Genomic DNA, 21,111 nt, shown 5'->3' on the forward strand with positions numbered 1-21,111 from the left:
CTCACTCCGGTCGCTTGGTTGCCGCGACCGGCCGTGAGCGATCTCAAGCCGACATCGGGCGGGCACTGGTCAGGAACTTTTACGGGCAGAGCCGACCAATCAAGATCACTTACGGGTGGGGGGCGGGCGTGTTGTCGGTCGCAGGTGCGAGGATGCCTCCAGTTACTGGCCGACGTGCCCGTGCGCGGTGGGGGGATCTGCGGTGGGGGACCGCAGCGCAGCCTCGCCCTCGTCGCGGGCACCTGCGCGGAAGGGACCCCTGACGGCGATGCAGATCCGGCTGACCGTCGTAGACCCGCTGGGCCCGTCATCGGAGCCGCGGGGGCGAGCCACGGCCTGCGATGTGCTGGTCACCGCGCCCGCCGGGACGGCGCTGGCCGCGGTCGCGTCGGGGCTGGCCGCGGCGGCCGGGGGAAGCGGGGGCACCTCCCAGGGGGAGCGGGGCCGTGAGTCCGGCGGGGGCCAGATCGTGCTCTACGCGGGCGCGGAGCGGCTCGACGCCCAGCGCTGCACGCTCGGCGAGCCGCCCCTGACCGACGGCGCCGTGCTCTGTCTGGGCGCGCCCGCCGAGCCGGGTCCCGACCTGGACGGCGTCTCGGCCCAGCTCCATGTGGTCGCGGGACCCGACGCCGGCGGCGTGCACCTGCTGCACGGCGGCCAGATCCGCATCGGCCGCTCCGCAGACGCCGACGTGCCCCTGGACGACCCCGACGTGTCCCGCCTGCACTGCGCGGTCACCGTCACCCCCGAGGGCCGTGTCTCGGTCGCCGACATCGGCTCCACGAACGGCACGACGCTCGACGGCTCCCGCGTCGGCAGCCGCCCCGTCCCCTTCGCCGCGGGCGCGCTGCTGCGCGTCGGCGAGTCCGCCCTGCGGCTCTGCCCTCCGGGAGGCCCGGGCCTGGTGGAGACGGCTCCGGACGGCGAGGGCCATGTGAGGGTGCGGGCCGGGTCCGCCGGGGACGCTCCCTCCCGGGCCCGCGGGACCGACGGGCCCGGCACTCCGGCCCCCGCCGGTGCCACCGCCCGGCGGGACACCGCGGCCGCGGGCGGCTTCCCCGCGGAGACCTCACCGGGCGCCTCGCCCACCGGATCGGGCGCGGACTCCCCGGCGCGGCCGGGTTCCCCGCAGGGCGCCCCGCAGCCGCGCGGTGCCGTGCCCCACGCGCGCGGGGAGAGCGCCTCCTTCGCCAGGGGGAGCGTCATACCGCCCGTGGGCGAGACGCATCACGCCTACGGGACCGCCGAGTGGGGTGCCTCCGCCGGCGGCGTCCCCGGGGCGCTGGAGCACGGGCGGGCGGTGCCCCCCGCCGTGCCGGAGCAGGGCGGGGCGCCCCGGATCGAGAGCGGGCCGCGGGGCTCGACGACGGAGGGCCGCGGGTCCGGCACCGGCGCGTCCCCGCGCGAGGCGGACCGCCCCGGCGGGCCCGGGGAGACGCCCGGCGAACGGACCGGAACGCGCCCCGCGCGCGGGGAGACATCCGGCGCGGGTGCCGGACCGCGGGCCGCGCGCCCGGAGGCCTTCGGTCCCGGCGCCGCCGACGCGACCGGCACCCCCGGGGCGAGCGTCCCCGGCCCGCGCACGGGCACGCCGACGCCGGGCGCGGACATCCCGCCGGGGGTGCGCAGGCGGGGCGGGATCGGCGCGTGGGCCCGGCGTCTGGCCGGCGGCCGCGGAGGACCGCCCCAGGACGCCCCGGAGACGTACGAGGACGGAACCGTCGCGGTGGAGGAGCTCCTTCCCGCCGTGCGTCGCTCGCCCGAGAGCTGGCCCGACCCGGCGACCCTGCTGCTCACCGCGCTGGGCCCCGGCCCCCGGCTGTGGGAGCGCGGCCCCGGCCACCCCGAGGCACTGACGGTACGGCTGGGCACGGCCGACCGGGCGGCACCGGACGGCTCGGGCCTGCTGCCCGCGGTGCCGGTGACCGCCGGGCTGCGGGAGGCCGGCTCACTGGGCCTGGCCGGACCGCGCGCGCGTCTGTCGGGGCTGGCCCGCTCGGTCGTCGCGCAGCTCGCCGCGCTGCACTCCCCCGACACCCTGGAGATCGTCCTCGTCAGCACCGACCGGGCCCGCACGGTGGAGGAGCGCACCGCCGAGTGGTCCTGGCTCGGCTGGCTCCCCCATCTGCGTCCCGCGCACGGCCAGGACTGCCGTCTGCTGCTCGCGTACGACCGCGAGCAGGCGGCGGCGCGCACGGACGAGCTCCTGCGCCGTCTGGAGGACCACCTCGCGGAGGCGCCGGGCGCGCCGGGCGTCCGTGGTCCGCTGCCCGGGAGCGCCGGTGCCACGGTTCCGGCCGCCCGGTCCGCGACGCACGACGCCGACGCCGCTCGCGCCGGACACGTGGCCGCACCCGGTGAGAGCGGTGCGCGCGACACGGTACGAAGGCCGTCCTGGGCGCGGGCCGACGACGCGGCCGAGGGGTACGACGGCCCGTACACGGTGGTGATCGTGGACGGGGACCCCGGGGGCGCCGATGTGCGGGAGGCCCTGACGCGCCTCGCGCACGACGGCCCGCGGGCCGGAATCCATCTGCTGTGCCTCGCCGAGACCGCTGCCGCCTCGCCCGCGTCACCGGTGAGCGAGACCTACGAAGCGGCGTGCGAGGCGTCGCCGGCGTTCCGCGAGTGCGGGGCGGTGGCCCTGCTGAGCGGGGACGTGGCCACGGCGCTGCGGCTGCTGCGGGTGGCACCGGGCGGCAGCGGCGAGCACGCCCCGGAAGGGGCCCGGCACGCCGGAGCCGACGGCACCGGGCGGGGATTCCCGGGAGCCGGGCACACCTCACCGGCGCACTCCGGTCCCCGGAACGACGGAGCCACCCACACCGGTGTCCCCCGCCCCGCGTCCGGACGGCACGACGGTCCGGGCGGGCGCGCCGGCGCCACCGCGTCCCGCACGGGCCGTACGTCCTCCGGCGCCGGTGGCCGGTTGCCGCGTGGCCCCCTGGGGCACGGCACCGTCGCCGCCGTGGACGCCGTGTCCCTCGCCTGGGCCGAGCGGTTCGCCCGGTCCCTCGCGCCGCTGCGGACGGACGGCGGGCTCGGGGACCGGCACACGCGCGTGTCGGCGCCCCTGCCCCAGACGGCCCGTCTGCTCGACGAGTTGGGGCTGGCACGGGCCACCCCCGCCTCCCTGATGGCGCGTTGGGCGGACGCCGCGGACGACAGCGAGGCGTTCGGCGGACGGGCGCGGGCTGTGCTCGGCGCGGGTCCGCGCGGACCCGTCGCCGTCGACCTGCCCGTCGAGGGCCCGCATCTGCTCATCGAGGGCCCGCCGGGCAGCGGCCGTACGGAACTGCTGCGCTCGGTCGCCGCGTCCCTCGCCGCCGCCGAACGGCCCGACCGGCTCGGGATCGTCCTGATGGACGGCCGCGACGGAACCGCGGCCCATGGCGGCGCGGGCGCCGGGGAAGGCCTTCAGGTCTGCACCGACCTGCCGCACGTCACCACGCACCTGACGGCCAACGACCCCGTACGGATGCGGGAGTTCGCCCAGTCGCTCAGTGCCGAGCTGAAGCGGCGTTCCGAACTCCTGGGCCGCCTCGGCTTCGCGGAGTGGCATGCCGGGCGGACGGTCCCCGGCCGGATCGTGGCCCAGCGCTCGGGCGGAAGCTCGTCGGGCGGGACCTCCTCCCTGGGGGCCTCGGACCTCGACACCCCGTCCAGCTCGACGCTGCGGCTGCGCCCCGCCGCCGCCCGCCGGCAGACCGAGCCGGGGCCCGCGCTGGCCCGGCTGGTCGTGGTCGTCGACGACCTGGACGCCCTGCTGGCACCGCCGCTGGGGTCCCCGGGACGCCCGGCGGCCGGTTCGGTCGTACGGGCGCTGGAGGCCGTCGTCCGGGAGGGCGACCGGCTCGGGGTGCACCTCGTGGCGGCGTCCGGCGGCGACGGCCGTACGGCGGCGTCGGAACTGGCGCGTTCCGCCGCGCTGCGCGTCATCCTCGACGCGCCGTCTCCAGGCCCGGAGGAACCCGCCCCCGGGCGTGGCCGGCTGCTGCTCCCGGACGGCCGGGAGACCTCGTTCCAGGGCGGGCGGGTCACGGGCCGCATTCCCCGGACGGCGACGCTGCGCCCCACGGTCGTACCCCTGGAGTGGCACCGCATGGGCGACCCGCCGGCCCGGCGCCCGGTCCGCGAGCTGGGCAACGGACCCACGGACCTGGCCCTGCTCGCCAGCGCCCTGGAACGAGCCGCGCGTTCCGTCTCCGCCACCGAGGTGCCGTCGCTTCTGTAGCCCGCGCCCGAGGTGCTCCCGCCGCTCCGGCCCGCGCCCGCGGCACCCCCCGGCCGCGCACGTCACGGGGACGGCGCCGTTCCCGCCCGCGTGCGGCCGAGCGGCGCCGGCGCGCCCGGCGATCCATGACGTGACGTCACGACCCCGTCACGATCGCGCACTTGACACCACCGGCGGTCTTGCCGCCCCCGAGTGGGCAGGCGTAGACCGGAGTGATCCGGGCAGCAGCCGCTTTGACGTTCGACGAAGAACGAAGAACGGGGCAGTGATGCGCAGCATTCCTCAGATACGCAGGTCGCCCGATCACTTCACCCGCCGCTCGCGCGCAGCCGCGCGGGCCGCCGCGGCCGCCGTCGTCGCGGGTGCGCTCACGCTGACGGCGTGCGGTGGCGGCGGCGATGACGACAAGGGAAGCGACGGCGGCAAGGCCACGGCGAGCGGCGGCGCGGGCTCCGTCACCCTGCCCAGGCTCGACGGCGCCACCCTGGAGGTCGCCGCCGTCTGGACCGGGGCGGAACAGGCCAACTTCAAGAAGGTGCTGGCGGAGTTCGAGAAGCGCACCGGCGCCAAGGTCACCTTCGTACCGGCGCAGGACCCGATCATCAACTTCCTCGGTTCGAAGATCGCGGGCGGCGCGCCCCCGGACGTGGCTCTGCTCCCCCAGGTCGGCGCGGTGAAGCAGGCGGTCGACAAGGGGTGGGCGAAGCCCGTCGGCCCGGACGCGCAGGCGCAGTTGACGAAGAACTACGCGCGGGGCTGGCAGGACCTCGGCAAGGTCGGCGGCAAGCAGTACGCCGTGTACTACAAGGCCGCCAACAAGTCGCTGATCTGGTACAACGCCAAGGTCTTCGAAAACGCGGGGGCCAAGGAGCCCTTGCACTGGAAGGAGTTCTTCGGCACCGTGCACAAGGTCTACGACTCCGGTGTCACCCCCCTCTCGATCGCCGGCGCCGACGGCTGGACGCTCACCGACTGGTTCGAGAACGTCTACCTCTCCCAGGCGGGACCCGAGAAGTACGACCAGCTCGCCCAGCACAAGATCAAGTGGACGGATCCGTCCGTGAAGGACGCGCTGACCACGCTCACCGGGATCTGGAGCGACAAGAACCTCATCGCGGGCGGTCCGGACGGCGCGCTCCAGACGGAGTTCCCGGCCTCGGTCACCCAGACGTTCACCGGCGGCGACCAGCCGAAGGCGGGCATGGTCTTCGAGGGCGACTTCGTGGCCGTCAACATCGCGGAGACCAAGGCGAAGATCGGGACGGACGCGAAGGTGTTCCCGTTCCCGGCGGTCGGCGGCGGCCATGCCCCGGTGGTCAGCGGCGGTGACGCGGCCGTCGTCCTGAAGGACTCGAAGGCGGCCCAGGCGCTCCTGACCTTCCTGGCCTCGCCCGACGCGGCGACCATCCAGGCCAAGCTCGGCGGTTACCTCTCGCCCAACAAGAACGTGCCCGAGTCCGCGTACCCGAACGCCGTCCAGCAGGCCATCGCCAAGGCGCTGATCGCGGCCGGCGACGACTTCCGCTTCGACATGTCCGACCAGGCCCCGCAGGCCTTCGGCGGGACGCCCGGCAAGGGCGAGTGGAAGGACCTCCAGGACTTCCTGAAGAACCCGATGGACGTGGCGGGGGCTCAGGCGAAGCTCGAAGCGGACGCCGCAGCGGCCTACAAGGGCTGATCCGGCCATGACGTCCGCGACGGCCGGGGGCACCGCACCGGTGCCCCCGGCCCGTACACGCAAGAGCGTGACCGGGACCCGCAAGGCGGTGGTGGCGCTCTTCCTGCTGCCCGCCCTGGTGCTGCTCGGCGCGCTCGTGGTCTACCCCATCGGGTACTCGGTCGTGCGCAGCTTCTACGACCAGCAGGGCGACGGGTTCGCCGGGTTCGACAACTACAGGGCGCTGTTCACCGACGACGGCATCCGCACCGCGCTCAAGAACAACATCGTCTGGGTGGTGTTCGCCCCGACGGTCGCGACCGCGCTGGGGCTGGTCTTCGCGGTGCTCACCGAACGGGTGCGCTGGGGAACGGCGTTCAAGCTGGTCGTCTTCATGCCGATGGCGATCTCGATGCTCGCCGCCGGCATCATCTTCCGGCTGGTGTACGACCAGGACCCGGACAAGGGCGTCGCGAACGCGGTGTGGGTGGGGGTGCACGACACCTTCGCCCCGGCGTCGGCGTTCCCCAAGGCCCACCCCGGCCGGGAATCGCCGCTCACGGCCGAGAAGGGCGGGTTCGTCACCCGGGACGCCGTGCACGCCGGACAGTCCGTCGCCCTGCCGCTGGTGGGCGTCGCCCCGGACGTGATGCCGGACAGCGCGAGGAAGGCGGTGCGGGCGGGCACCGATCCCGGCAGGGTCACCGGCACCGCCTGGCAGGACTTCACCCGCGGGAAGGGCGTGGGCAGGCTCGGCCAGGTCGACACGAGCGAGCTGGGCTACTCCGGGATGCGGATCGAGGCGGTCAAGGACGGCAAGGTCGTCGACTCGGCGAAGGCCGGCGCCGACGGCACGTTCTCGCTCTCGGGCAAGGCGGACGGAGCCCGGCTGCGGCTGCCGGCGGGCAACTTCGCGGAGCCGTACAACGGGGTCGACTGGCTGGGCCCGTCCCTGGTCACCCCGGCCATCATCGGCTCGTACGTCTGGATGTGGGCGGGCTTCGCGATGGTCCTGATCGCGGCGGGGCTCGCGGGTGTGCCGCGTGAACTCCTGGAAGCGGCCCGGGTCGACGGGGCGAACGAGTGGCAGGTGTTCCGCCGGGTCACCGTGCCGCTCCTCGCGCCGGTGCTCGCGGTCGTCGCCGTGACCCTGATGATCAACGTGCTGAAGGTCTTCGACCTGGTGTTCATCATCGCGCCGGGCTCCTCCCAGGACGACGCGAACGTGCTGGCCCTGGAGCTGTACCGCAAGGGCTTCTCGGAGGGCAGGCCGGGCGTCGCGAGCGCCATCGCGGTGTTCCTGCTCCTGCTGGTGATCCCGGTGATGGCCTTCAACGTGCGCCGGCTTCGGCGGGAGGTGCGGCGATGAGCACACATGCCGGACAGTTGGCGAAGACGGTGCCCGCGACGGCCGTGAACAGGGCCCGGCCCTCGCTCGGTTCACGGATCGCGAGCGGACTCGGCAGCGGTGTCGTACGCGTATTCCTGGTGCTCGTCGGCTTGTTCTGGCTGGTGCCGACGATCGGGCTGCTGCTGTCCTCGCTGCGCAGCCCCGAGCACATGAGCGGCAGCGGCTGGTGGAAGGTGTTCAGCGCGCCCTCGCAGCTCACCGTGGACAACTACCAGAAGCTGCTGGAGAACAGCGACATCACCGGCTCGCTGCTCAACACGGTGCTGATCACGGTCCCGGCGACGCTGCTGGTCGTCGTGATCGGCTCGCTCGCGGGCTACGCCTTCGCGTGGATGGAGTTCCCCGGCCGCGACTGGTGGTTCCTCGGCGTGGTCGGCCTGCTGGTCGTTCCGGTGCAGGTGGCCCTGATCCCGATCGCCGAACTCTTCGGAAAGATCGGCGTCTTCGGGTCGGTGACCGGCGTGGTCCTCTTCCACGTCGGATACGGCCTGCCCTTCGCGGTGTTCCTGCTGCGGAACTTCTTCGCGGAGATCCCGAGGGAACTCCTGGAGGCGGCCCGGCTGGACGGCGCGGGCGAATTGCGCCTGTTCGCACGGGTCGTGATGCCGCTCGGCGGCCCCGCGATCGCCTCGCTGGGGATCTTCCAGTTCCTGTGGGTGTGGAACGACATGCTGGTCGCGCTGGTGTTCTCCGACTCGGGGAGTCAGCCCATCACGGTCGCGCTCCAGACGCAGGTACGCCAGTTCGGCAACAACATCGACGTGCTGGCGCCGGGCGCGTTCATCTCGATGGTGATCCCGCTGGCCGTCTTCTTCGCGTTCCAGAGGCAGTTCGTCTCCGGAGTGATGGCGGGCGCGGTCAAGTAGGCAGGTCGTGGAGGTGCTTGAGGGGCGGGCCGGACACCGGCCCGCCCCTCGCCGTTCACCCCGAGTCCCCCGGATGCCACATCTGGCGTAACCAAGTCACCCCTTCGGCCGTTTCCGGGCAGGTATGCCCACGCCGACCCATGGATGTCCCGTGCCCAGGTTCAGTGTCATCGTCCCCGTGTACAAGGTTCAGGCGTACCTGCACGAGTGCCTCGAATCCGTGCTCGGACAGTCCTGCCCGGACCTCGAACTCATCGCGGTCGACGACTGTTCACCCGACGCCTGCGGCTCGATCATCGACGAGTTCGCGGCCCGCGACGCCCGGGTGCTCGCCGTGCACCTCCCCGGGAACGTGGGGCTCGGGCTCGCCCGCAACGCCGGTCTCGAACGCGCCACCGGCGACTACCTGATCTTCCTGGACAGCGACGACACACTCACCCCGGACGCGCTGCGGGCCGTCGCCGACCGGCTCGAGGAGACCGGCGACCCGGACGTCCTGGTCTACGACTACGCGCGCACCTACTGGTCGGGCGAGGTGGTGCGCAACCAGCTCTCGGCACAGCTCACCGAGGAGGGCCCGGCACCCTTCCGGCTGGACGAGCGCCCCGGGCTGCTGCGGCTGCTGATGGTCGTGTGGAACAAGGCGTACCGCCGGGAGTTCGTCGAGCGGGCGGGCTTCCGGTTCCCGCCCGGCTACTACGAGGACACGCCCTGGACGTATCCGGCGCTGATGTCCGCCGAGACGATCGCGACCCTCGACCGGGTCTGTGTGCACTACCGCCAGCGGCGCCACGGCAGCATCCTCGGCACCAGCAGCCGCAAGCACTTCGACGTCTTCGAGCAGTACGACCGTGTGTTCGCGCATGTCGCCGCGCACCCGGACCTCGACCGGTGGCGCCCGGTGCTGTTCCGGCGCATGATCGACCATTTCGCCACGGTGTTCGTGAAGCGGGGCCGGCTGCCGCGCGCCGCGCGGGCCGAGTTCCTGCGCAGGGCCCGTTGGCACTACCGCCGTTACCGCGTCCCGGGCGCGCCGGCCGACCCGCGCACCCGGCTGCGCCACGCGCTGATCGGCCTCGGCACACACCGCACGTACCGGCTGCTCTCCTTCCTGTCGCGGATCCGCAAGAGAGCCGTGCGGCCGGCCGCCGGGCTGCGGCGCGCGGTGCGCGGCGCCGCGCTCCGGTTCCACTACCGCGTGCAGCTCCGTCTCCCGCTGCGCGCCGACCGCGCCGTCTTCTCCAGCTACCGGGGCCGGGGCCACGGCTGCAACCCGGGGGCCCTGGAGTCCGCGTTCCGCAGCTTCGCCCCGCACATCCGCACCGCGTGGATCGCGCACGCCGAACACCACCACACGATCCCGGACCGGACGGAGCGGCTGCGTCCCGGCACGGCGGGGTACTGGACGGCGCTCGCCCGCTCCAAGTACCTGGTGAACAACGTCGGCTTCGACCGGCGACTGGTCAAGCGGCCCGGCCAGATCATGATCCAGACGCAGCACGGGACACCGTTGAAGCGGATGGGGCTCGACCTCCAGGACCGCCCGGCCGCCGCGCGCGACACCGACTTCGCCGAGCTGCTGCGCGATGCCGACAAGTGGGACTACTGCCTGTCCGCCAACCGCCACTCCACGCTGGTCTGGGAACGCGTCTTCCCCTCCTCGTACACGACGCTGGAGTACGGGCAGCCCCGCAACGACGTGTTCCAGCACGCGACACCGGCGGACGTGGACCGGCTGCGCGCGTCGCTCGGCATCCCCACGGGCACGGTCGCCGTGCTCTACGCGCCGACGTACCGCGACTACCGGCGCACCCAGCCGCGCACCCTGGACCTGGAGCGTGTGCTGCGCGGGCTGGGCCCGCGCTTCGTCGTGCTGACCCGCGCCCATCACCTCCACGGGGTGCCGCTCGCCGAGACGGCGGCGGGCGGCCGGGTCATCGACGTGTCCGGCCATCCGAGCGTCGAGTCGCTGTGCCTCGCCTCGGACGTGCTGGTCACCGACTACTCGTCCCTGATGTTCGACTACGCGGCGCTCGACCGGCCGATCGTCGTCCTCGCGGACGACTGGGAGGCGTACGAGGCGGCTCGCGGCACCTACTTCGACCTGCGGGCCTTCCCGCCGGGCGCCCTCGCGCACGGCGAGGACGAGCTGATCGACGTGTTCACGACCGGGCAGTGGCGCGACGCGCACTCGGACCGGCTGCGGGCCGCGTTCCGCGAGCGGTTCTGTCCGTACGACGACGGCAGGGCCGCCGAACGCGTCGTACGGCATGTGGTGCTCGGCGAGGGCGCCCGCCTGCCGCCGTTCGTGCCGTTCGCCCAGCGCCGCCCGGTCCCCTCGGCCGAGGCGGCCCTCGCGCTCGTCCCAGGCACCGGCCTGCCACTCGGGAGCGTGCCGGCGCCGGGTGCCGCCGTTCCGCTCACCGAGACCCTCTGAACCGGAGCCCGCGTGCCCTCCAGTCCTTCGCGGCCCACGCCCACCCGGCCCTCCACCTGGCGGCCGGCCGGGCGCCCCGGGCGATGAATCCCCCGTCCGGCGCCCCTTGAGAGAAAGAGGTTCGGCGCCCCTTGAGAGAAAGAGCAGAATGCCCCGCTTCAGTGTCATCGTGCCCACCTTCGAAGTCGCCGGGCACCTGGCCCGCGCGCTGGACTCGGTCCTGGCCCAGTCCTTCGGCGGCTTCGAGCTGATCCCGGTCTGCGACGAGCCGGACTCCCCGGCCGCGGCGGTCGCCGCCGCGTACGCGGCCCGGGACTCCCGGGTGGTCCCGGTCCATTCGCCGCCGTCGGGCGGACTGAGCGCGGCGCGCAACGCCGGGATCGCGGCGGCGAGGGGCGCGTACCTGCTCTTCCTCGACGGCGACGACGATCTGGCGCCGGGCGCGCTGGACGCCCTGGACGCGAAGCTCTCGGCCGACGTGGACGTCCTGTACTTCGGGCATCAGCGGGTGCACTGGTGGGAGGGCGAGCCGAGCACGCCCCCGCTCGACAAGGCCCCGGAGGTGCTGGGCGTGCACGTTCCGGCGTGGAGCGCCGCGTACCGCCGAGGCTTCGTCGCCGAGCACGAACTGGCTTTTCCGGAGGGGCATTTCACGGACGCCGGCTGGGGCGGCCTGGTGACGGTGACGGCCGAGCGGTCGGCGGTGCTGCGCACGGTCTGCGTACGGCACCGTCCGCGCCGCCAGGGCAGCCGACTCAACGCACCGGGCGAGCACCACTTCGACCTCCTCGACCAGGTCGAGCGGGTCCTCGGCCACGCCTCGCGGCGGACCCTGCCCGCGGCCCGGTCGAAGGCGCTGTTCGGCCAGCTCTTCTCGCTGGTCCTGAAGACGGCCGCGCACCCGGACCGGGTGCCCGCGGGGCGCCGCCGGGCCTTCTTCCGCCGGGCGGGCAAGCTCTACCGGCGGCACCGTCCGGCCGGGTTCCGGGCTCCGGCGGGCAGTCTCGGTGTGCAGCACCGGCTGCTCGCGGCGGGCGCGTACAGCGCGTTCCGGGCGCTGCGCGGAACGAACCGGGCCGTCTCCGGGGTGGTCCGGCGGGTGCCCCGCGGAAAGACCCTGCGCACCCGCGCGCGCTACGCCCTCCAGCTCCGTCGTCCCCTGGACGAGAACCTCGCGGTGTACTGCGCCTACTGGGGCCGGGGTTACGCCTGCAATCCGGCGGCGATCCACGCCAAGGCCCGCGAACTCGCCCCGCACATCCGCTCGGTGTTCCTGGTCGAGCCGGAGGCGGTGGACGCGCTGCCGAAGGACGTCGAGCACGCGGTGATCGGCAGCCGTCGCGCCTGGGAGGTGCTGGCCCGCGCCAAGTACCTCGTCAACAACGCCAACTTCGCGGACGGTGTGGTCAAACGCCCCGGCAGCGTGCACCTCCAGACCCAGCACGGCACACCGCTGAAGAAGATGGGCGTCGACCAGTCGACCTTCCCGGTGGTGGCCGCCGCGACCGGCAGCTTCACCAAGCTGCTGGCCCGGGTGGACCGCTGGGACTACAACCTCTCCTCCAACCGGCACTCCACCCAGATGTGGGAACGGGCCTTCCCGGGCGGCTACGAGGCCCTGGAGTACGGCTATCCGCGCAACGACGTCTACTGCACGGCGACCGCCGAGGACGTGGCCCGGGTCCGCGAACGGCTCGGGGTGCCCGAGGGCAGGACGGCGCTGCTGTACGCGCCGACCCACCGCGACCACAGCACCGGTTTCGAGTCCCGGCTCGACCTGGAGGCCTTCTGCGAGGCGATCGGCGAGCAGTTCGTCGTCCTGCTGCGCGCCCACTACTTCTACGACGAGGGCCGCGGGCGCGGCAGCGGACGGATCATCGACGTGACCGGGCACCGGTCCTCCGAGGACGTCTGCCTGGCCGCCGACGCGCTGATCACGGACTACTCGTCGATCATGTTCGACTACGCCAACCTCGACCGCCCGGTCGTCGTGTACGCGGACGACTGGGAGGTCTACCGGGAGACCCGGGGCGTCTATTTCGACGTGCTGGACGAGCCGCCGGGCCGGGTGGCGCGCACCCCGGACGAGCTGGCCGCGCTGTTCGCCGACGGTTCCTACGCGGATCCGGCCGCCGCCGCGCTGCGGGCCCGCTTCCGTGAGCGCTTCTGCCAGTTCGACGACGGCAGGGCCGCCGAGCGGGTCGTGCGCCGCGTGCTGCTGGGCGAGTCCCCCGAGACGATCCCGCCCGTCCTGCCGCTCGCCGAACGCGTCCCGGCTCCCGCCGCGTCCACCCTCGTAAGGAGCTGACGTGCCCCGCTTCAGCGTCATCGTCCCCGTCTTCAAGGTGCAGGGCTTTCTGCGCGAGTGTCTCGACTCGGTCCTGGAGCAGTCGTACCCGGACCTGGAGGTCATCGCCGTCGACGACTGTTCCCCGGACGGCTGCGGGGCGATCCTCGACGAGTACGCCGAGCGCGACCCCCGGGTACGGGTGCTGCATCTGCCGGAGAACGTGGGGCTCGGCCGCGCCCGCAACGCCGGGATGCCGCTCGCGGGCGGGGACTACCTCCTCTTCCTCGACAGCGACGACACCCTCACGCCGGGCGCGCTGCGCGCCGTCGCCGACCGTCTGGACGAGACCGCCGGCCCGGATGTGCTGGTCTTCGACTACGCGCGCACCTACTGGTGGGGCGGCACCCGCAGGAACGTGCTCGCGCGGGTCCTCGCGGAGGCCGGCCCCGGCACCTTCACGGCGGCCGAACACCCGGAGATCCTCGATCTGTTGATGGTGGTGTGGAACAAGGTCTACCGCCGCGCGTTCGTCGAGCGGGAGGGTTTCGCCTTCCCGCCCGGGTACTACGAGGACACGCCCTGGACGTTCCCGGTGATGCTCAGCGCGGAGCGGATCGCGGCCCTGGACCGGATCTGTCTGGCCTACCGCCAGCGGCGGCAGGGCAACATCCTGTCCACCACCAGCCGCAAGCACTTCGACATCCACGACCAGTACGAGCGGGTCTTCGCGTTCGTCGGCTCCAGGCCGGAACTCTCCCACTGGCGCCCGTTCCTGCACCGCAAGATGGGCGAGCACTGCCTCGACATCCTCTCCAAGGAGGACCGGCTGCCCGAGGAGGACAAGGCCGAGTTCTTCCGGCTGACGGCCGCCCTCTTCCGCAGGCACAAGGCCGGTCCCGTACCGGCCGAACTACGCGTCCTGGAGCGCGGTTTCACCCGCTACCGGGTGCGGCGCCAGACGGACCGCGCGGGCCGGGAACTGGTCCGGCGCGGACAGCAGGCCCGCCGGATCGCCGCCGCGCGGGTCAAGCGCGGCCGGTCCGCTGTGCACGGGCTCCGGCCGCTGGACCCGCGTCTGGCGGTGTACTCGGCGTTCTCGCACCGGGGGGTCCTCGGCGATCCGGCCGCGGTGTACGCGGCGGCGCGCGAACTCGCCCCGCACGTGCGCGGGGTGTGGGTGGTGCGCGACGAGGAGCAGGCGGCGCTGCTGCCGCCGGACACCGAGCACGTCCTGCTCGACTCGCCGCGCTACCGCCGGATCACCGCGCGGGCCACGTACTTCGTGAACAACGTCAACTGGCCCGGTTCGCTGGTCAAGCGCCCCGGCAGCGTCCACATCCACACTCATCAGGGCACCCCGCTGAAGTACATGGCCGCGGACCTGCTGCACAAGCCGGGCGCGCGGCACGGCATCGACGTGCCGCAGATGCTGCGCCGCGCCGACCGCTGGGACTACAGCCTGGTCGCCAACCGGCACTCGGAGCTGGTCTGGGACCGCGCCTACCCCTGCCACTTCACCTCGCTGCGCAGCGGCAGCCCCCGCAACGACGTCCTGGTGCGGGCCCGGCCCGAGGACGGGGCGGCGGCCCGCGCGCGCCTCGGGATCCCGGCCGGGAACCGGGTGGTGCTCTACGCGCCGACGCGCCGCGAGTACGTCCGCGGCGGGCATGCCGAGCGGCTGGACCTGGCCGCGTTCGCGGAGGACCTCGGCACGGACCACACCCTGGTCGTACGGCTGCATCCCTCGCTCGCGGAGGGTCCGGCGCGCGGCATGGGGCTGGCCGAACTGCACCGGCGCGGTGTCGTCCTCGACGCGACGGACGAGCCGCGCGTCGAGGACGTGATGCTCGCCGCCGACGCCCTGGTGACCGACTACTCGGCCCTCATGTTCGACTACGCCAACCTCGACCGGCCGATCGTGATCCTCGCCGACGACTGGGGCGCGTACGCGGCGAGCCGGGGCACCTACTTCGACATCACGGCCGACGCGCCGGGCCATGTGGCCCGCTCCCAGCGGGAGTTGGGACGGCTGTTCGCGTCGGGGGCCTGGCGGGACGGGGAGTCGGAGCGGCTGCGGGCCGGATTCCGTGAGCGGTTCTGCGAGTTCGACGACGGCCGGGCCGCCGAGCGGGTGGTGCGGACGCTGATGCTCGGCGAGCCGCTCGTGCCGCCGGCCGCGGTCGCCCCGGTGCCCGCGCAGGCGGGCCACGACGTCCTAGCCACCTCATGACCGGTCCCACGACCGGCCCTTCGGACGGCCCCGCGCCGGGACCCGCGAACGCACCCGCCAAGAGCCCGGCGCCGGCGGACAGCCCGGCTCGGGGACCCGTGAACGGACCCGCGGGCAGCCCCGCGCGGGGCCCCGTGACCGGCACGGCGGCCGGCGCCCCGGGCGGCTCCGGCGGCTCGCCCGCAACCGCGCTCTCCCGCCGGTTGCGGGCGTGGGCCCCGCGCGCGCCGCGTTCGGCCCGCGCCCGGGTGATCCTGATCGCCGTCGTCTTCGCCGTCCTCCAGCTCGCCAACGTCACCAACCGGGACACCCCCGACACCAAGAACTACCTCTCGTACGCGCTGAACCTGCGCGGCGACAGCAAGCAGCAGGCCGCCGCGCTGACGATCGACTACGTCTGTGCGGGCAAGGCGTCCGTCGCCCGGCGCAACCAGGCCGTCGACGTGGTGCGCTTCCACCGCGCGAGCCCGACGCGCCGGGTCCTCGCCGAGTGCCGGCGCGAGCAGTGGCGGGGCGTGTCCGCGCGGCTGGCGGCCGGGCGGACGACGGGACACGCCGTGCCGTTCATGCCGCCCCGCTTCATGCGGATCTTCGAGGCGCGGCCGGGGTATCCGGTGCTGCTGGTGCCCTTCGTCACGCTGCTGGGGGTGACCTGGGGCCTGTGGGCCTCGGCCGTGACCGTGACGGTGGCCGGGGGCGTCCTCGTCTTCCTTCTCCTGCGCACCCTGCGCACCTCCACCGGCGCGGCCCTGACCGGGCAGGCCCTCTACTACGTCCTGCCGTGCGGTACGACGGCGATGCGCCCGATGACCGAGGGCCTGATGATGGCCGTGACCCTCGCGGCCCTGTGGGGCTGCGCGCTGGTCCTGGAGGGCCGCGCGCGGGCCGGGACCTGGCTGGTCGGCGGCTGTCTGGCGGTCCTCTTCACGGTGAAGCACTCGCAGGCGCTGTTCCTCGGGCTGTGCCTGGGCGCCTCGTGCGGGGTGCTGCTCGCGCGCCGGCGCCGGTGGGACGGACCGCTGCGGACCCTGGGCGTGGTGGCGGGCTGCGGCGTGCTGGCCACCGTGCTGCTCGCGAAGGCGCTGCACTACCCGTCCCAGTCGGAGAGCGTGCAGGATCTGCTCACCGGGCATTACGCACGTCCGGACCGCGTCCGTCCGTGGCCGGAGTTCCTCCATCTGGAGGCCGCCTTCTGGATCGAGTGGACGCGCCGCCAGTTGTGGGAGCCGCTGTTCCTCGCGGCCGTCGTGGCGGCCGGGTGGGGGGCGCTGCGCAGACACCGGGCCTTCGCCGTCTTCCTGCTGGCGGCGGCGGGCACCGGAGTGCTCAACCAGGCCGCGCACCCCGACATCAACGTCTGGGGCGACCGGCTGATCGTGCTGCTGTGGCTGCTGCCGGCGGTGGGCCTTCCGCTGCTTCTCGACGCGGTCGTCCGGCCGGGCGCGCGGATGCCGGGGGGCCTGGTTCCGGGGCCGTCGCGCAGGGAGTCCGAGGTCGCCCGATGAGGTGATCCCCGGCTAGGCCGCCGTTCGGGGCGGGCATATAGGGCAGATGCCGGAAACCGCCGATCCCTGCTCCCCCACCGCCCGATGAGCGCCGACGTCGTCACGCGGCGGGAGGCCGTCCTCGGCGCGACCGCGCTGCGCGGCCGGGGCACCTGGCGTCCGACGCCGTACCAGGTGTGCGGCGGCCTGTTCTGGCTGGTGATGACGCTCGCCTACTGGCGGATCCCGTTGTGCTGCGACGCGGGCCAGCACGCGGCGGTCGTCGAACGTCTGCGGGCGGACCTGCTGCATCCGCGGCATCCCATGGCGGACCTGCCGGGCGCGGGCAGCCCCTACTACTCGCCGTACGCGGTGGCCCAGGGCGCCTTCGCCCGGCTGACCGGACTCGGCGGCTGGGCGGTGGTGCGGCTGGCGGGGCCCGTCAACCTGCTGGTGCTGCTGACCGGCATCGGCCGCTTCACCCGCGTACTGACGCCCCGCCGCCCGGCGCCGGTCCTCTGCCTGTTCGCGATGGTGCTGCTGTGGGGCACGGAGCGGGCCTGGTGGAGCGGCTACCTCGGGCTGATGTCGATGACCGGCAACCTGGGCTATCCCTCGACGTTCGCCATCGGGCTGGCCTTCTGGGCCTGGGCGTTCACGGGCCGGCGCGCTGCGGGCACCGGCGGCCCGGTCCGGTTCGTGGGCCCGGGCGGCCTCGGGAGCCGGCGGGGGTACGCGGCCCTCGGCGCCCTGTACGGACTGATCCTGCTCGTGCATCCGATCACGTCGGTCGCGGCGGTGCTCGGCGGGGTGGCGTTCGTGGCGGGCGGGCAGCGCGGATGGCGTCCGGCGGTGGCGGGCCGGTGGCTGCTCGCGGGCGCGACGGCGCTCCTCGTCGCGTACGGATGGCCGTACTTCGATGTCTTCGCGCTGACCGGGGACCGCAGCGTGGACGCCATGCACGAGCGGCTGTACGAGGGGATGCCCGGACACTTCTGGCTGGCCCTGACCGGGGTGCCCGCGCTGTGGCTGCGGGCCCGGCGCGTCCGGCGGGGCGGGGGGCACGGGTGGCGCGATCCGCTGGTGCTGATGTTCGCGCTGGAGTGCGCGGCGGTGGGGTACGGCTGGGTGAGCGGGCACTACACGTACGGCAGGATCCTCGGGCTCACGCTGGTGCCGCTCCAGTTCGCGCTCGGGGTGGAGCTGGCGGAGCCGCGGCCGTGGGGGCCGTGGCGGCGGCTGCTGGGCGGGGCCGCGGCCGCGGGCGCCCTGACCGGGTTCCTGACCGTGCACGCGGGGGCGCTGGTGCCGCGCTCGCTCGACCCGGTCGGCTTCGGCCAGCCGCCGCGCTGGCCGACGTACGACTGGGCGGCGCGGCACATCCGGCCCGGCGAGGCGGTCATCGCGGACGGGTACTACTCGGTCCACCTGCTCGCGGGCTACGGCCCGGATCTCGCGGCCCCCGCCTGGCCCGACCCCGCTCTCGCCGAGGGCGAGCGGCTGCGCAGGCTCGCGGCGGTCCGTGCCTACCTCGCCCCGTCCTCGACCCGGGCCGGGCGCACCGCCGTCGCCCGCCGGTACCACGTCCGCTGGCTGCTGCTGACGCGCTGGCGGCAGGTGCCCGAGGAGGCGACGGTCGTGGCGTGGAGCCGGGAGACGGGGGAGGTGCTGGCCCGGATCGGCCCGGGGCCCGGCACCCGCACCGGTGCGGCGGCCGGTGCAGGAGCCGGCGCGAAAGGCGGTGCGGGTGCCGGGGCGAAGGCCGGTGCGGCGGTCCGTGCCGCTCGATGACGAACCGTCCCGCACCTGCCCGCTCGATGCCGGTTACTCGATGACGAGCTCGACGGGGATGTTGCCGCGGGTGGCGTTGGAGTAGGGGCAGACCTGGTGGGCCTGCTCGACCAGCTTGCGGCCGGTCGCCTCGTCCACGGTGTCGGGCAGCTCGACGCGGAGCGTGACGGCCAGGCCGAAGCCCTCGCCCTGCTTGCCGATGCCCACCTCGCCGGTCACCGCGGCCTGCGTGACGTCGACCTTCGCGGCGCGGCCGACCAGGCCGAGGGCGCTCGCGAAACAGGCCGCGTACCCGGCGGCGAACAGCTGCTCGGGGTTGGTCCCCTGGCCGCTGCCGCCCATCTCCACCGGAATGCCCAGCTGGAGGTCGAGCGTGCCGTCGGAGCTGACAGCACGGCCCTCGCGGCCGTGGGTGGCGGTGGCGACGGCGGTGTAGATCGCGTCCATGGGGACCATCCCTCTCAAGTCGGAATCCTGGCGGGGGCCGCCGGTCCGGCAGCCCCACGACCTGAATTAGAGCACGCAATTCAGTTGTGCACAACTTAATTGCCCACTAGAGCTATCCTGAGGGCATGACCGCAACACCCGCCCCGAGCCCCGAGGCCCCCGCCACGGCGGACTTCCTCCGCCTCGACGAGCAGATCTGCTTCTCGCTGAACGCCGCCTCGCGCGCCTTCGGCGGCGTCTACCGCGTCCTCCTGAGGGACCTCGGGATCACCTACCCGCAGTACCTGGTGATGCTGGTGCTGTGGGAGCACGGCGAGCTGCCCGTGAAGAAGGTCGGCGAGCATCTGCGACTCGACTCGGGGACCCTGTCGCCACTGCTGAAGCGACTGGAGGCGGCCGGGCTCGTACGGCGGGAACGCAGCGCGCGCGACGAGCGGTCCGTGCGGGTGCGGCTCACCGAGGACGGGTCCGCGCTGCGGGAGCGCGCGCTGGACGTGCCGCGCCGGATCGCGGCCGCTACCGGGGCGGACCTGGAGGAGATCCGAGAGCTCCGGGCCCGGCTCGACCGGCTGACGGCGGCACTGGACGAGGCAGCCCTGTCCCAGGCCCCGGGCTGTACGTAGTCCGGCGCACATAGAGGCGCAGCGTCACGCCTCTGCGGACGACCCGCTCCAGGGGCACGAACTGCTCGTGGACCACGGCGAGCTTGAGACGCTCGGCCGCCTCGGCCGGGGACCAGGCCCGGCGCGTCGCGAAGGGCGCGGCGACCAGCCACACCCGGTCGAGCCGGTCCAGCCTCCGGCGCAGTTCACCGGGGCCGGCCTCGCGCCCGTACAGGGTTCCGGAGGCCGGCGCGGGGACGGTCAGCGCGATGTCATCGATCCCGCGGAAGCCCTTCGGGTACGCCAGTGCCGCGCGCCGCGCGAGGGACGGCAGGAACAGCACCGGGTCACCGGGGCGCAGTTCGCGGTCGGCGACGGCGGAGACGGCGGCCAGGTTGTCGGGGCGACGGTCGGGACTGCGGTCCGCGCGCAGCAGTGGGAGCTGGACGGCGAGGACGAGGGTCACGGCGAGGACGCCGGTGGGGACCGCGTGGGGCAGCAGCCGCGGCAGCCTCGTCGCGAGGTGGTCGGCTCCGGCGGCCGCGAGCAGCGGGGCCCCGGCGAGGGCGTACAGGACGTAACGCTCGTCGTAGAACGGACGCCAGTGGGACACCGTCAGCAGCACGCCCGGGGGCACGGCCACCAGGGGCAGGGCGACGGCCGTGAGCGAGAGGGTGCCGCGCGGGGTCCGCTCGGGCCGGAACGCGAGGGCGGCGAGGACGAGGTACGGCACGATCACGAGCCGGGCCGGTCCGGTGAACAGCCCGAGCAGCCGTCTCGCGCTGGCGAGGCCGGTGCGCGGCAGCCAGGCGACCTGCGCGGACTGACCGTGGGAGACCAGGAGGAGGGGCGCCAGCACCAGGACCGTGGCCGCGGCGGCGAGGACCCAGGCCCGCCACACCCGCGCCGGTACGCGGGCGAGCGCCAGTGTCGCGGCATGGGCGAGGAGCAGGAGCAGGGCCATTTCGTGCAGCAGGCAGGTCGCGGTGGCCGTCGCCCCGTAGGCGACCCAGGGGCAGGGCCGGGTGGACCGGGCGGCCCGGACCAGCAGCAGGGTCGCTCCGGCCGCCCCGGCCGCGACGAGCGCGTAGGAGCGGCCCTCCTGGGCGAAGTGGCCGGTCATGGGGGTGACGGCGTACAGCAGGCCCGCCCACAGGCCGACGCGCGGACGGCTCAGACGGGCCCCGAGTGCGGCCACGAGCCCGGCGGTCGCGGCGGCGCCGCAGACGGAGGGCAGCCGCAGGGCGATCTCGCCGGGGTGCGGGGCGAGGACGGGGTGCATGAGGAGGTAGTAGACGCCGTGCACGGCGTCCACCCTGTGCAGCAGGTGCCAGATCTGGGGCACCGAGCGCTGCGCGACCTGGAACGTCACGGCCTCGTCGCGCCACATGCCGCCGCGGTCGAGTCCCCACAGGCCGATCCCGAACATGACCAGGACGGGCGCGAGGACGGACAGGACCACGGCCGCCGCCTCCCGACGCCGGGCCCCCCACCGCCGGGCCGCCCCCCACCGCCGGGCCTGCCGGCGCCGGGCGACCGGATGCCGGGCCACCGGGCGCAGAGCCGTCGTCGGCCTCATCCACGCATACACCATGGGGGCGATTTTTTGCTATTAAACAACCTTTGACCGGTATTGACGGCGTATCGCACGGCATGACCCAT

12 protein-coding genes are annotated in these 21,111 nt (G+C 74.1%); 10 read left to right on the forward strand and 2 right to left on the reverse strand.

Features of this window, described 5'->3' with window-relative positions; genetic code table 11:
* Positions 1-268 precede the first annotated feature (268 nt).
* From OG485_RS18260 to OG485_RS18300, 9 genes are all read left to right on the forward strand, one after another.
* Positions 269-4,234 (forward strand): FHA domain-containing protein, encoded by a 3,966-nt coding sequence (locus OG485_RS18260; protein ID WP_328669408.1) that lies wholly within the window; start codon positions 269-271, stop codon positions 4,232-4,234.
* Between the two features lie 268 nt (positions 4,235-4,502).
* The gene (locus OG485_RS18265; RefSeq protein WP_328669409.1) at positions 4,503-5,912 is read left to right on the forward strand and encodes an ABC transporter substrate-binding protein; all 1,410 of its coding nucleotides are present in this window, start codon (positions 4,503-4,505) and stop codon (positions 5,910-5,912) included.
* Between the two features lie 7 nt (positions 5,913-5,919).
* Positions 5,920-7,260, forward strand: coding sequence for a carbohydrate ABC transporter permease (locus tag OG485_RS18270; protein WP_328669410.1), 1,341 nt, complete (start codon positions 5,920-5,922; stop codon positions 7,258-7,260).
* Positions 7,257-8,168 (forward strand): carbohydrate ABC transporter permease, encoded by a 912-nt coding sequence (locus tag OG485_RS18275; protein ID WP_328669411.1) that lies wholly within the window; start codon positions 7,257-7,259, stop codon positions 8,166-8,168. Before OG485_RS18270 ends, OG485_RS18275 begins: the two co-directional genes overlap by 4 nt.
* 151 nt (positions 8,169-8,319) lie before the next feature.
* Positions 8,320-10,605: a bifunctional glycosyltransferase/CDP-glycerol:glycerophosphate glycerophosphotransferase gene (locus tag OG485_RS18280; protein WP_328669412.1), complete on the forward strand. Its 2,286-nt coding sequence runs from the start codon at positions 8,320-8,322 to the stop codon at positions 10,603-10,605.
* A 148-nt stretch (positions 10,606-10,753) separates the two neighbouring features.
* Positions 10,754-12,913: a bifunctional glycosyltransferase/CDP-glycerol:glycerophosphate glycerophosphotransferase gene (locus tag OG485_RS18285; protein WP_328669413.1), complete on the forward strand. Its 2,160-nt coding sequence runs from the start codon at positions 10,754-10,756 to the stop codon at positions 12,911-12,913.
* A gap of 1 nt (position 12,914) precedes the next feature.
* Positions 12,915-15,125, forward strand: a complete 2,211-nt coding sequence (locus OG485_RS18290) for a bifunctional glycosyltransferase/CDP-glycerol:glycerophosphate glycerophosphotransferase (protein WP_328669414.1) — start codon at positions 12,915-12,917, stop codon at positions 15,123-15,125.
* A gap of 248 nt (positions 15,126-15,373) precedes the next feature.
* Positions 15,374-16,630, forward strand: coding sequence for a hypothetical protein (locus OG485_RS18295; protein WP_328674534.1), 1,257 nt, complete (start codon positions 15,374-15,376; stop codon positions 16,628-16,630).
* Between the two features lie 84 nt (positions 16,631-16,714).
* Positions 16,715-18,400 carry a hypothetical protein gene (locus tag OG485_RS18300; RefSeq protein WP_328669415.1) on the forward strand — a complete coding sequence of 562 codons (1,686 nt, stop codon included), beginning with the start codon at positions 16,715-16,717 and terminating at the stop codon, positions 18,398-18,400.
* Positions 18,401-18,433: 33 nt separating this feature from the next.
* Here the strand turns inward: OG485_RS18300 and OG485_RS18305 are convergent, their stop codons facing one another.
* Complete coding sequence (locus OG485_RS18305) at positions 18,434-18,847, reverse strand: organic hydroperoxide resistance protein (protein WP_328451845.1); 414 nt, start codon at positions 18,845-18,847, stop codon at positions 18,434-18,436.
* Between the two features lie 125 nt (positions 18,848-18,972).
* On the opposite strand from OG485_RS18305, the gene OG485_RS18310 reads away from it, so the two are divergent.
* Entirely contained in the window at positions 18,973-19,470 is a 498-nt protein-coding gene (locus tag OG485_RS18310; RefSeq protein WP_328669416.1) for a MarR family winged helix-turn-helix transcriptional regulator, read from the forward strand.
* On the opposite strand, the gene OG485_RS18315 is transcribed toward OG485_RS18310, so the two are convergent.
* Positions 19,364-21,028: a glycosyltransferase family 39 protein gene (locus tag OG485_RS18315; RefSeq protein WP_328669417.1), complete on the reverse strand. Its 1,665-nt coding sequence runs from the start codon at positions 21,026-21,028 to the stop codon at positions 19,364-19,366. The two genes, OG485_RS18310 and OG485_RS18315, sit on opposite strands and share 107 nt — an antisense overlap.
* Positions 21,029-21,111 lie beyond the last annotated feature (83 nt).

The organism is Streptomyces sp. NBC_00328, from assembly GCF_036139655.1.
Taxonomy (GTDB): domain Bacteria; phylum Actinomycetota; class Actinomycetes; order Streptomycetales; family Streptomycetaceae; genus Streptomyces.